Annotated in this window: 13 protein-coding genes; 6 read left to right on the top strand and 7 right to left on the bottom strand. The window is 36.1% G+C overall.

Annotated elements, in window-relative coordinates:
- Window positions 1-468: 468 nt before the first annotated feature.
- Entirely contained in the window at window positions 469-1,329 is an 861-nt protein-coding gene (locus PN471_RS00670) for a hypothetical protein (RefSeq protein ID WP_271775253.1), read from the top strand.
- Here the strand turns inward: PN471_RS00670 and PN471_RS00665 are convergent.
- The 3 genes from PN471_RS00665 to PN471_RS00655 form a co-directional block, all read right to left on the bottom strand.
- Complete coding sequence (locus PN471_RS00665) at window positions 1,304-2,617, bottom strand: site-specific DNA-methyltransferase (RefSeq protein WP_271775252.1); 1,314 nt, start codon at window positions 2,615-2,617, stop codon at window positions 1,304-1,306. The genes PN471_RS00670 and PN471_RS00665 overlap by 26 nt on opposite strands.
- A gap of 211 nt (window positions 2,618-2,828) precedes the next feature.
- Window positions 2,829-3,104, bottom strand: coding sequence for a type II toxin-antitoxin system RelE family toxin (locus tag PN471_RS00660; RefSeq protein WP_271775251.1), 276 nt, complete (start codon window positions 3,102-3,104; stop codon window positions 2,829-2,831).
- Window positions 3,097-3,348, bottom strand: a complete 252-nt coding sequence (locus PN471_RS00655; protein ID WP_271775250.1) for a type II toxin-antitoxin system Phd/YefM family antitoxin — start codon at window positions 3,346-3,348, stop codon at window positions 3,097-3,099. The genes PN471_RS00660 and PN471_RS00655 overlap by 8 nt, the downstream gene beginning before the upstream one ends.
- Window positions 3,349-3,775: 427 nt before the next feature.
- Here PN471_RS00655 and PN471_RS00650 point away from each other — a divergent pair, with 427 nt between their 5' ends.
- From PN471_RS00650 to PN471_RS00640, 3 genes are all read left to right on the top strand, one after another.
- Window positions 3,776-4,066, top strand: coding sequence for a hypothetical protein (locus tag PN471_RS00650; protein WP_271775249.1), 291 nt, complete (start codon window positions 3,776-3,778; stop codon window positions 4,064-4,066).
- Window positions 4,063-4,503, top strand: a complete 441-nt coding sequence (locus PN471_RS00645; protein WP_271775248.1) for a type II toxin-antitoxin system VapC family toxin — start codon at window positions 4,063-4,065, stop codon at window positions 4,501-4,503. The genes PN471_RS00650 and PN471_RS00645 overlap by 4 nt, the downstream gene beginning before the upstream one ends.
- 347 nt (window positions 4,504-4,850) lie before the next feature.
- Window positions 4,851-6,947 (top strand): hypothetical protein, encoded by a 2,097-nt coding sequence (locus PN471_RS00640; RefSeq protein ID WP_271775247.1) that lies wholly within the window; start codon window positions 4,851-4,853, stop codon window positions 6,945-6,947.
- A 159-nt stretch (window positions 6,948-7,106) separates the two neighbouring features.
- On the opposite strand, the gene PN471_RS00635 is transcribed toward PN471_RS00640, so the two are convergent.
- A complete protein-coding gene (locus PN471_RS00635; RefSeq protein ID WP_271775246.1) occupies window positions 7,107-7,295 on the bottom strand; it encodes a hypothetical protein in 189 nt (62 codons plus the stop codon).
- A 312-nt stretch (window positions 7,296-7,607) separates the two neighbouring features.
- On the opposite strand from PN471_RS00635, the gene PN471_RS00630 reads away from it, so the two are divergent.
- On the top strand, window positions 7,608-8,057 hold the full coding sequence (locus PN471_RS00630; RefSeq protein WP_271775245.1) for a hypothetical protein: 450 nt from the start codon (window positions 7,608-7,610) through the stop codon (window positions 8,055-8,057).
- A gap of 86 nt (window positions 8,058-8,143) precedes the next feature.
- On the opposite strand, the gene PN471_RS00625 is transcribed toward PN471_RS00630, so the two are convergent.
- From PN471_RS00625 to PN471_RS00615, 3 genes are all read right to left on the bottom strand, one after another.
- Window positions 8,144-9,547, bottom strand: a complete 1,404-nt coding sequence (locus tag PN471_RS00625; protein ID WP_271775244.1) for an NAD(P)(+) transhydrogenase (Re/Si-specific) subunit beta — start codon at window positions 9,545-9,547, stop codon at window positions 8,144-8,146.
- Window positions 9,544-9,837 carry an NAD(P) transhydrogenase subunit alpha gene (locus PN471_RS00620; RefSeq protein ID WP_015081070.1) on the bottom strand — a complete coding sequence of 98 codons (294 nt, stop codon included), beginning with the start codon at window positions 9,835-9,837 and terminating at the stop codon, window positions 9,544-9,546. Before PN471_RS00620 ends, PN471_RS00625 begins: the two co-directional genes overlap by 4 nt.
- A 201-nt stretch (window positions 9,838-10,038) precedes the next feature.
- Window positions 10,039-11,193, bottom strand: a complete 1,155-nt coding sequence (locus PN471_RS00615) for a Re/Si-specific NAD(P)(+) transhydrogenase subunit alpha (RefSeq protein ID WP_271775243.1) — start codon at window positions 11,191-11,193, stop codon at window positions 10,039-10,041.
- Window positions 11,194-11,917: 724 nt separating this feature from the next.
- Between PN471_RS00615 and PN471_RS00610 the strand changes: the two genes are divergently transcribed.
- Window positions 11,918-12,424: a DUF2808 domain-containing protein gene (locus PN471_RS00610; RefSeq protein WP_271775242.1), complete on the top strand. Its 507-nt coding sequence runs from the start codon at window positions 11,918-11,920 to the stop codon at window positions 12,422-12,424.
- Window positions 12,425-12,506 lie beyond the last annotated feature (82 nt).

The following is a 12,506-nucleotide window of genomic DNA, read 5'->3' as shown; positions in this document are numbered from 1 at the left end:
TCACTTTATCACACCATTTCGCTTTTAATGCTATTTATTCTCATTAAGCATCTTAATTTTTGAATTGACTTTAGTTATTATGTACTACTTTAAGGGCTTTTTTGATCTGTGACAGTTTGGGGTGCGGAATGTGGGTTCTATACCTCAACTGCGAATGATGATTCGAGAAGTAGAGGTTATTTTAGAACGGGAAATAACTTTAGAAGAATGGAATAGTTTATAGAAATAGTATCTTCATATACAGCGATCGCACTCCCTCAACTCCCCAAAAGCGGTCGCCTCCCCTCAACCCCCAAATAGCGATCGCACCCCGTCAACTTCCCAAAAGCGATCGCACTCCCTAAACTCCCCAAACAGCGATCGCACACCTTCCTCCCAAATATCACTTTTTTAAGAAAGACCTGGACAAGAATACCACTATTGCTTATATTAATAACCTGTACTGATCATAAAAATAAGGGAATAATTTTGACTACATTTGCTAGTTACAAAGCAACAGCATCTAATTGGATTACTATATTTGATTCACCTTTCTATCCAGATTCCTTAGATGAAGCTAAAATTCTTTATGAGAATGTGTTATTGCGTTTTACAGAAGTTGTAGAACAAGCTCAAAGTTCTGCAAATTTACTTGAAATTATCACTAAAGAGCCTGATCCCTTGAGAATTCAATTACTCAGAGTATTTCGTAGATACGTCTCTCCAGATACATCTGTAGAAATGACTAAAAAGAAAGGTGAGATCCCTAATACTATTAGAAACTTTAGTGATAAATTTCGTCCGATAGAGGAAGTTAAACAAAAGTTGCACAGTCGTCCCATACCTGATGAAACTCTCATGGCACTTCTTCTTGAATACAAAACAAAAGGAAAAAAAGGGTATGATTTAACAGAAAGTTTTTTCTTATGGTTTAACGAAAAATTTAGCAAAGATTATTCTATTAAAGGACCGATTCGTGGGGGGAAAGATGTCATGTTGCATAAGGCTTTGAATAACTTTCCATCTCAAATTCCTGCGGATATGTTAATTTCCCGCTTAGATGGTACTCCATTGGTAGTTGGATTTGCTCGTTATGACTCCGACAGAGGAGGTTCTCAAGAAGATGATAGAATAGGAGGAAATCGAGATAAAATTACAGAAATTTTGGGTCATGCTAAAACATACAATTTGCCATTAAAAGTATTGATTTTGAATGATGGTCCTGGATTACTTCTAGGTTCTATGTGGAATGATTACGCTAATTTAGAAAAATATGGACAAAGTAGAGTGATGGTTTGTACTTTGAAAATGTTAGATGAGAGATTTACACAAAGCTGGTTAGATAGTTAAGTTTACTATTCCAATTTTTGATGATTTGCTCAGAAATTAACTCTAAACTTTCTGATTCTTCAATATACAAGTCTAAACCTGTTTTTAAAATTCTATTAATGTCAATTAAGTTTATTTGTTTATATTTACAATTACCATTTTTGCCATTAACAAAATCACCCATTGCTTCACTACCATTAACTAAACGTTTAATTATAGTATCAATAGATAATGGAGAATTATCAATACCTATCCATTTTCTACCTAATTCTTCAGATACTGTTAGAGTAGTTCCACTTCCTGCAAAGGCATCTAAAACAGTATCTCCTGGATTTGATGAAGCCATAATTATCCGTTTCATCATCTCTGAATTTTTCTCCGTTGGATAACCAGTAATTTTAATATTTTGATTGTGAGCGTCTTTAAAATCAAGCCAAATATCTTGAATTGAAATACCTTGACTATTATCTAAATATACTTTTCTTCTGGGATTACCTGTGGAAGACCAATATATTTCTCCCCCTGCATCCATTTCATCTAATGTTTCTGGTGTATATTGCCAATGTTTACCGGGAGGTGGTAACATACCCCTCCAACATTGACCGGTTGCTCCTTTTCTTACCCCTGGAGCATGAATAGGAACTTTTTTATATAGTCTTCCTGTTCCTTCTTCCACATATTGATATTCTTTTTTAATCGAGTCTTCTGTCCAAGCATCAAAAGGTTGATTCCATACATAATTATCTGTTTTTGTATAAAAAAGAATAAAATCGGCAACATTACCATATTGTTTGCGTGTATAGTTTTTAGGATTACATTTTTTTCTAGTAATCCAATTACGAAAATTTTTAACTCCAAAAATTTCATCCATGATAATTTTGACAGTAAAAGCCATTTTTTCATCTAAATGTACATAAATAGAACCTTCTTCTGATAGAATTTCTCTAATTAAAATAAGACGTTGACGCAAATATTCTAAATATTCTGCACCTTCCATGAGATCATTATAAGCATGATTGCTATTACGAGACTCAAAGCTGCTACCTGTTGCATAAGGTGGATCAATATATACTAAGTTAATTTTTCCGGCAACATTCTCATTATTTAATAATGTGCGAAGAACGTTTAAATTATCTCCATATATTAGTTTATTTCTAGGATATCCTTCAACGCTAATTATATGATTTAAGTTAGCTGGCTGAATTTTTAATATATCTTCTATAGGCATTTTCCCTTCATATTCAATGCGGAAAGATGTTGTATTTTGTTTATGATTACGCCCATTTTTACCAGGTATTCCTGTTGCCATATTGTTTAAAATTTTGACTTTTTTATAATTATACTATAGCGATCGCATCCCCTCTACTTCCCAAAAGCGAACTGACAAGTCAGCGCTTGCGCTATCGCACCCCCTCAACCTCCCCAAAAGTCCAGGGCGAGTGCTTCGCTATCGCATCCCTTAAACCCCCTCCAAACAGCGATACCTTTGGTAAACTTTGCTAACAGCCAACTAAACGAAGTTACAAATTTTTATAAACTTCATCATCATTACGTTTACCAACCCGAAAAACATCAACTAATTGATTATCATCATCAATAGTGTACAAAATTCTGTATTCACCTTGATCAAGACGATAACCACCTTGATAACCTTTTAAAGCTGCATAGTCTTGAGGACGAGGATTACCCTGAAGTGATAGTATTTTAGAAACAACTTGTTTATATTGTTTTGGTTGTAAATCTAATAAGTCTTTTTCCGCAGTTTTAGCAATCCTCAATGTATATCTTTCACTCATTGGGGCGTTTTGCTATTATTTCTTCTATGGTGGTAAATCCTGTGTTTTCTTCTACTGCAAGTCTCAATTTAGCAGAATCTATTGCATCTTCTATTGCTTCTAGTAGTTTTAAATCTTCTATACTAATCATTGCTACCGCAGGTTTACCATGACGTTGAATTAATATTCTTTCTCCACGATATTCTGCACGGTTCATAATATCGGGAAAGTTAGCACGCGCTTCACTTGCACTGATGACAGACATAGCACCTCATAAAATTTATAGGGTTACATAAGATTATAGATTATTTATCTGTTTTTTGCAATTTGTACAAAATTTACTTTTTCAACGAGGGAGCGATCGCACTCCAAATTCCCGAACAGCGATACCTTCGGTAAGCTTCGCTAACGCACTCCAAATTCCCAAACAGCGATACCTTCGGTAAGCTTCGCTAACGCACTCCCTCAACTCCCCAAAAGCGGTCGCCTCCCCTCAACTCCCAAATAGCGATCGCACCCCCTCAACTTCACAATATCCTTTTTTAACGAACCACTCCAGACACAGAGAAAGAGCGATCGCATCCCCTGAACTCCCCAAAAGCGATACCTTCGGTGTTTAAATCTGATATACTTTTAATATATCAAGTTAATCATAAGTTTTACTTGATATTAATTAACTAGCATCGAAGAATATGAAAAAATATAAAACTATACAGCTACAATTGAAACCAGAAATAGAAGATCGTCTGATTACCCAAGCTACTAAACAAGGTTTATCAATTGAATCTTATCTTGAATCTTTGATTGAAGATAGTTTGAAAAATCAAGAGGAAAAATCTTTTTTTCAAGTAACAAATGAGGAAGATTGGGAAACAGCACTAATGAATTTAATCAATAGCCCTGCTTTTGCTGTAGCACCACCACTTTCAGATGCAGCTATTAGTCGAGATAGTATTTATACCAGAGAAGATGAAATGTTATGAAATATCTGGTAGATACTAATATTTTACTGCGTTTAGTACAAAAAAATAGTCCAATGCACCTTGATACTCAAAGAGCAATTTTAACGCTCAAAAAGCAAGGTGATTTTTTATGTATTATCCCACAAAATATAATTGAATTTTGGGCTGTTGCTACAAGACCTCTTGATAAAAATGGATTAGGTTTATCTATCACTCAAGCTGAAGAAGAAAGCGAAAAACTTAAAAAGATATTTATATTGGAATTGGATACACCACAAATTTTTACTGAGTGGGAATCTCTGGTTATTAAATATCAAGTGATGGGAAAACAGGTGCATGATGCACGTTTAGCTGCGGCTATGGTAGCTCATAATATTACACATTTATTGACATTTAATGTTGATGATTTTAAACGGTTTTCGGATATTGTAGTTGTTGATCCACGTAGTATTGTTTAATCATATTAGAAGAGCGATCACATACCTCACCCCAAGTATCGCATCCCCTCAACTCCCCAAAAGCGATTCCTACCGAGCGCTTCGCTATCGCACCCCTCCAACTCCCAAACAGCGATCGCACTCTTCAAACCCCCAAACAGCGATCGCACCCCTAACTCCCCAAACAGCGATCGCACCCCTCAACTCCCCAAAAAGCGATCGCACCCCCTCAACCTCCCAAATAGCGATCGCAAAATGCCTTGTAGAAATCGCATACCCCAGGTATCATTTTTTCTTGCTTAGTATACAATAAACTGATATAATATTCTCCATCTTTAATATAATGTAGTGTCCTTTTCAATAAAACTATGAATTATACTTCATCAACTGAGCATGAAAACGTTATTAAAAATATTGAACCTTTAAACAATATATGGAAACGAAGATGTGAAGCTTTTAAAGAAAATAATAAAGGAGATTGTGGTCGCCATTTGCATTTACTATTCATCTTGAATGATTTGCGTGAAGAACTAGAAAATAATAAATCTCACTTTTTTAGAAATTCTTATGCTAAAACATTCTTTAAACTACAAGTTAATAATTATTGTAATATTTGTAATGAGAAAAGTAGTGAACTAGATAAAACTAAAAGAAAATGGGCAAAAGAAGTTAATAGCGAATTATCTTCAATTGTTCAAGTTTTATGTGGTGGAACTCAATTAGAAGATATTCCAAATTTGACTGAACACATCAATAATATAATTAATCAGCTAACTTCAGATTCACACTTCCAAAAAACTATTGATATTTTGTATCAGCAATTATTTAAAAAAGATTTAGTTAATGATCAAATAGAATTTCTGGTTGATACATTAATTATACTTTTTAATCGCAGAGGAAAAATTGGATTATACTTTGAGTTACAGAAACAATTACAAACAATTCAAGAATGTATATACAATGTAACTATCTTAGAAAATGGTCGTGATGTTCTTGGTATTGACAGCACAAAACAAATATTTTTGTCACCACAGGTATGGGGTTCACCTTTGAAAAATGGTCAATCACCGAATGAATATAAAGAAGAAGTGAGAAATTACTATTCTAATTTAAGTATCGAACAAAGACTTGATTTTTTAAAGAATATATATTGTCAAGATTCTAGAAGCCATAAAGTTATTTTTCATTTAAAAGGTTGGGATGTTGCTGAAAATTGTTCTATAGGTGAGATGGTCACTTTCTACAAAGCTACGGAAAATAAGAGATATATTGTAAACAATTGCCAGATAAATCAATGGTATTCAAAAAACTTTCCATCCAATGATCCAAACAAATTTGAAATCAATAACAATTCTTATGTTGCAGTTAATGTTCAAGGTATAGATACTGAATCTATGCTAATAGAAGCTAGAAAAATAGCTGAAAGAATTATAGGTATAAGATTAACAGATAAAATAGATAAACATGATGTTGTTCTATCAAATGATTGGATTATTTGTAATTCTCAAGGAGAAATTTGTAATTTTCAAATAGAAGGAGCTGGAAATATTACAATCAAAAGAGATAGTAAAATCACTTCTATATTTAATAAATATGATCCAGAAAGATTAGGACAATGGATATCTTTAGGGAATGAATGTCATTTAACAATAAAAAGATTTTTATCTTCTATTGATTGTTATAAAAGGTCAGTTGAATCTTCACAAGTTTCACAGAGACTATTAAATTCATGGTTTGCTATGGAGATGTTCCGTAAGGATTCTCAAGGACTTTCCAACACTCTTCCTTCTCCTTCAGAAAAGTTGTCGACAAAGCAAAATATAAAAGAAACCAAAGATTGTTGGTTATCAGACATTGGAACACTACAGTTAATTATTGTACTAAGTAAATTGAAGTTTAATTTATTTACTAAAGTTAGAGAATATGGAACGTTGCTATCTTGCGATATTTTCACTATTTATGAAATAGATAATATAGACAATATAGATAAAGCACTAATTCAAGAAATACTCAGAGAGAATTATGAAAGTGACAAAGAATGGTTATTTAAAATATTGGAAATTTCACCTATATTAGAACAAAAGCTAAAAAATGAAAATAAAGAACTTAAATATATTAGTAGAACAAACGAAATTTTTTATAACCATCAGCAGTGTGAAGATTATTTATTTAATGAAATTCTTAAACTAAAAGATGATGTTTATAATATTTATCGTATACGTAATATGTTAGTTCATTCTGGTAATACAGAAAGTAGTCTATTAGATTATTATGGAGAGCGCAGTCTAGAATATTGTTATTCAATCTTGGATATAATTGCATATAAAATATTTCAGACTGCTAGTGATGATGAAATTAAGCCTTTAGAATCCTATTTTCAAGAAATATTAATAGAGGCAACAAAAGCTATAGAATCTGTCAAAGAGAATAAAATGGACAAGTTTAGAGATTGGGTTTTATCGTAAATAATTTTAATAACTACTTATTATTCCCCAATCTTAAATTTATCTTTTCACCTCTATGCTTTTGCATGAGAATAGCACAATAAAACACTAGAAGCCTAAATTTAAACTTTAAGATGATTACATCAAAGAGTAATTACCCTTGAAATTTATTAGATGGGATTAATCAGGATCATAAGTATAGGTTTCTTCCCAACATTCTCGCTCTTCATCCTGTTGTTGTTTCCACTCCATCAATGTTTGTTCATCTGGTCCATCACGCAGGAGGTTTCGTTCGTAAATGTCATTCTCGTCATATACTTCTCTTGACGAAGAGTAATTATATTGATTATGAGGTTTAGCTTTCGTCACTGGAGAGATGCTTTGCGAAGATTTACTCTGTGAAGGAGGGTTGTGCTTGCGTGATGGAGAAGACTTTTTGGGGGAGTAACAGATATACCAAACTATAAAAATTATAGTGAGTAAAAAAAAGATAGCCATGTAGTGTTTCTCCTGAATAAAGAAATTATTTATAGAATGCAGTTATTACGACCTCAAAGCACAAGCGTAAAAACACTGAACTTTTATAAAAATTTATATAGAATTAATCCTGTATTTTCTCCATTTGTTTTGGTCAGTGTATGTGTAAGTATTGTGAAGTAAACAGTTTGCTTTTAGACTACCATGCAGGATACAAACAAGCTACAGGCATATAAAAAGACACGACGTAAGCTGTCTGACCTAGTCTGTTGCTTTATTATGGGGTTTATTGGATTTATACATATTGGTATTAGTCCAATATTCGGAATTATTTTTTTTTCACTAGGATTAATAGGTTTAATAATATCATTCAATGAATTAGCAAATCCTTCTAAAGCCGCTATCATAATTACTTATGAAGGAATTTCTGACGGAACAGATTTTGTAGCTTGGAAAGATGTTAAAGCAATTAACTACAAGCATTACAACAATGGTATGCAGGAACTAGAAATTAAATATTTAAACCATAAATTACAGCGCAAAGAAATATCAATTTATATTGATGATTTAACTGAATCTTCATCTTCAATTCAATATGCCATTAGCAGATTTAGCGGTATTCAATGGCAATATGGTCGTATATATACTGGTTGAAATTTTAGTTATCATTTAGATATTTAACACTGTGTAATATAAATGGGAATAAGGGTATAGTCAAAAACTACACCCCTAAAATTAAACTAAAGCTGCTTCACCTCACTAACCAACTTAGCCACCATATCCTTAGCACTACCAAACAACATCGTTGTTTTAGCCTTATAAAACAACTCATTATCAACACCGGCAAAACCAGCACTCATACCGCGCTTAATCACAATAGTTTGCTTTGCGCGATCAACCTCCAAAATCGGCATTCCATAAATAGGACTATTCTTATCACTACGCGCCGCCGGATTGACCACATCATTAGCACCAATCACCAACGCCACATCAGCCTGTTCAAACTGGGGATTAATATCCTCCATATCATACAACTGCGTATAGGCCACATTAGCTTCCGCCAATAATACATTCATGTGTCCCGGCATTCTCCCTGCCACCGGATGTATCGCATATTTCACATCCACACCCATGCGCTCTAATTGATCAGCCAACTCCCGGACGCTATGCTGGGCTTGAGCAACCGCCATACCGTATCCAGGGACAATCACCACAGAACGCGCATAACCCAACATCATCGCCCCTTCCTCAGCATCAATACTGCGAACAGGTTGATCACTAGCACCAGCAGCCGCACCACCACTAGCAGTAGAGACAGAACCAAAAGCACTAAATAAGACACTGAACAAAGAACGGTTCATAGCCTTACACATAATTTCCGTCAGGATAAGACCAGAAGCCCCCACCAAAGCACCGGCGATGATTAACATATTGTTCATCACCACAAACCCAGCCGCAGCCGCAGCCACACCGGAGAGGGAGTTTAACAGAGAGATTACCACCGGCATATCACCCCCACCAATGGGGAGGACGAACATCACACCCAACACCAAAGAAACAGCCACCACTGCTAAAAATACGGCGAGGCTATCTGGTGTCCTGATTAAATAGGCACTTCCAGCTAAATAAGAACCCAAAAGCAGGATGTTAAAAGGTTGCTGCAAAGGAAAGGTAATGGGTGTACCGCTAATTAAACCTTGCAATTTGGCAAATGCGAGAAAACTACCTGTTAAAGTCACGCCACCAATTAACACATCCAATAACATAGATATGTTGACATCGAGGGGGATAGGCTGTGAACTATCTAATAACCGCCAAAATTCAGCCACAGCGATAAGTGCAGAAGAAGCACCACCCAAACCATTGAGTAAACCCACCATTTGGGGCATTTCCGTCATTTGCACTTTGTAAGCGATAACAGCGCCAATTACCGAACCAATAGCCAAGCCTACCAAAATCATCTCGTAATTTAATACCTGTTGATCTAGCAACGTGGCAATAATAGCCAATAACATTCCCACCGCAGCGATAAGATTACCGTTTCTTGCACTAGCGGGAGAACCCAGCTTTTTCAAACCTAAGATAAATAATGACGCAGCGACTAAATAAGTTAGCTGAATCCCAGTTGGTAAAAAGTCGCTCATGCTTTAACTTCCTTTTTTTTAAACATTTGCAGCATTCTGTCAGTGACTAAAAAACCACCGACAACGTTAACCATTGCCAAAATTACGGCAATTAAACCGAGAATTACCGATAAATTCGTGTTTTTCTCCCCCGCAGCCAGAATTGCGCCAATTACGGAAATCCCAGAAATGGCATTTGAACCAGACATTAACGGAGTGTGTAATGTAGGGGGAATTTTGTTGATGACTTCAAAGCCGATAAAAGAGGCTAAGACCAGTACAAATAAAGCCGGAAGTAATGCTTGTGTCATGTGATTTTTGGATTTAAGAGGTTTCGCACAAAGATACAAAGGAGCAAAGACGCAAAGAGAAGATTTACAACAATCATGGAAAATATCCCTTAAACACTCATTTCTCTGTGAACTCTGTGCCTCTGTGGTTCGTTATTCCATAATTAGTCCGCGCAGGCGGACTTCGCCTGTGTAGCCGCGAATTCTATTCGCCTGGGCTTTTTAAACCGCTACCGCTTGCAAAGCGTCCTTTACTCGTTGGTTTCTAATTTCTCCACCATGAGTAACACAAGCAGCATCAACTATGTCGTCATCAAAGTTGATTTGCAAAGTTTTATCTTTTATTAAAAGTTGCATTAGTGAAGTAACGTTCTTTGCATACAGTTGGCTGGCGTGTACTGGCATTGATGAAGGTAAATTAATTGGTCCGATAATTGTTACGCCGTTCCAAATAATATCTTTACCTGCTTCTGTACAAGCACAGTTTCCACCTTGTTCTGCGGCTAAGTCTACTATTACTGAACCGGGTTTCATTTGCGCTACCATTTCTTCTGTCACCAGTCTGGGGGCTTGTCTTCCTGGTACTTGGGCGGTGGTAATGACAATATCGGAGTTTTTGACGTGGCTAGCTACTAGTTCTTGGGTACGCTTTTTACTGTCTTCGGAAATTTCTTTGGCGTAACCACCGGCGGCGACGGTTTCTTCTTCGAGTTTGACTTCGACGAATTTCGCCCCTAAGCTTTGGACTTCTTCTTTAACGGCTGGGCGGATGTCAAAGGCTTCTACTACTGCTCCTAGTCTACGTGCGGTGGCGATCGCTTGCAATCCTGCCACACCTGCACCCATAATAAATACTTTGGCGGGAGCAATTGTCCCTGCAGCGGTGGTTAACATGGGGAAGTATTTCGGTAATGCCGCCGCCGCAATCAATACTGCTTTATAGCCCGCCAGTGAAGCCTGGGAGGATAAGGCATCCATGCTTTGCGCCCTGGTGGTACGGGGGATTAATTCCATACTCAAAGCCGTAATTTGCCGATTTGCTAATTGTTGGGCAATTACGGGATTTCCCAGGGGATTGAGGAAGCTAATTAATACAGAACCTGATTTGAGTAATTCAACTTCTGTCCGGCCATCTTCTCTGGTTTGGGGTGGGCTAACTTTGAGTAAAATATCTGCTTCACTCCATAATTGAGTAGAATCATGGCTAATTTTTGCCCCTGCGGCTTCATAGTCAGCATCACTGAAAAATGCTTTTTCTCCCGCACCAGCTTCTACCCAAACTTCTAAACCTTGTTTGACTAATTTACCTACGGTGTCAGGAATTAAAGCTACACGCCGTTCACAAACTTCTATTTCTTTCGCAACTGCTATTTTCATGAAATCTCCTAGAAATAAATCCCTTGACTATTAATTAAGCTGTCGGGATGATTAACCATGAATTACCTTTGTAGATAGAACTTTCAACCTTTTTGTTTTTCCTATCCTTGGGCTTTATTCACAATCTCAACTTGACAATATGCAAATATCATCCTGGCAAAATAGCTATAAGTAGAATTAGTTATCGCACATCCTATGCCGATATCTACATTTTGTATATTGTTCTTCAGATTATTTTATATTTGGAAAAAATCTCACTCTGAAAGTTTTATTTATTTAAAATATACTTGTGTACTAAAATATTTATAATTAGCAATAAAAGTTATCCTTTAGCAATACAAAACTATCAGGACTTACGCAAAATATCTCTCAAACCCTCATTTCTCTGTGTTCTCTGTGCCTCTGTGGTTCGTTTACTCCGTAACTAGTGCGTAAGTCCTAACTATATAATCTGGATTTTATCTCTTGTTGGCTGGGTCAAACCCAATAAACACCTACTCAATAATTTATTCACAAAGCCAAAAACAACACAATTTCGTTTATTCGTTTCATCGCAGGTTAGTACTGCGCGTAAGTCCTATAATCTTAGTTTCAGGAATGGAAGTTTTCACTAAAAAGGCACTTTTATCTTTCACCAACGTCAATTGTCAAGTATATAGTAGTAAAGTTTAGTTACAAATACTGATACTTCGTGACAAACTACCAACTAGAGGAAACCTAATTTATGAAACGCCTACTTTCTGCCTTGGCCGTGACTAGCTGCTTATTAGCGGGTTTACCAGCGATAACTTTAGCCCAGAATGGTTTAACACTTTTTAGCGGTGTTAACAGCGCAAATCAGTTACCCTTTCGGTTAGATTTTGGCGGACAAACCAACAGCACAGATCGTTATATACTCAGAGTTCCTGCCAAACAAATGAAACTAGCAGTAGCTCAATTTGCCATTACTTATCCTGATTATTACAAGGGAACTTTTGATCCCAAAAGTGTTGAAGTCATAGTTAAAGGTAAAAAAGTCCCCCTATCTGAAGTCAAATGGGATAAAGAAGGTGGTGTGATTCAAATATTTCCTGAAGAACCAGTTCCCGCTGGTCGCAAAGTCGAGTTAGTCTTATCCAATGTACAGAATCCAGCTTTTGGGGGAGTTTACTATTTCAAATGTCAAGTTCTTTCCCCCGGTGATGTCCCATTACTGCGTTATCTTGGTACGTGGATTATCAGTATTACCTAAACAGGGAAGAGGGAAGAGGGAAGAGGCAAGAGGGAAGAGGGAAGAGGCAAGAGGCAAGAGGCAAGAGGCAAGAGGCAAGAGG

The sequence above is a fragment of the Aphanizomenon sp. CS-733/32 genome (assembly GCF_028330045.1).
Taxonomy (GTDB): domain Bacteria; phylum Cyanobacteriota; class Cyanobacteriia; order Cyanobacteriales; family Nostocaceae; genus Dolichospermum; species Dolichospermum gracile.
Note: the sequence above shows the minus strand (reverse complement) of the source record. Positions and strands in the feature narration are given on the sequence as shown.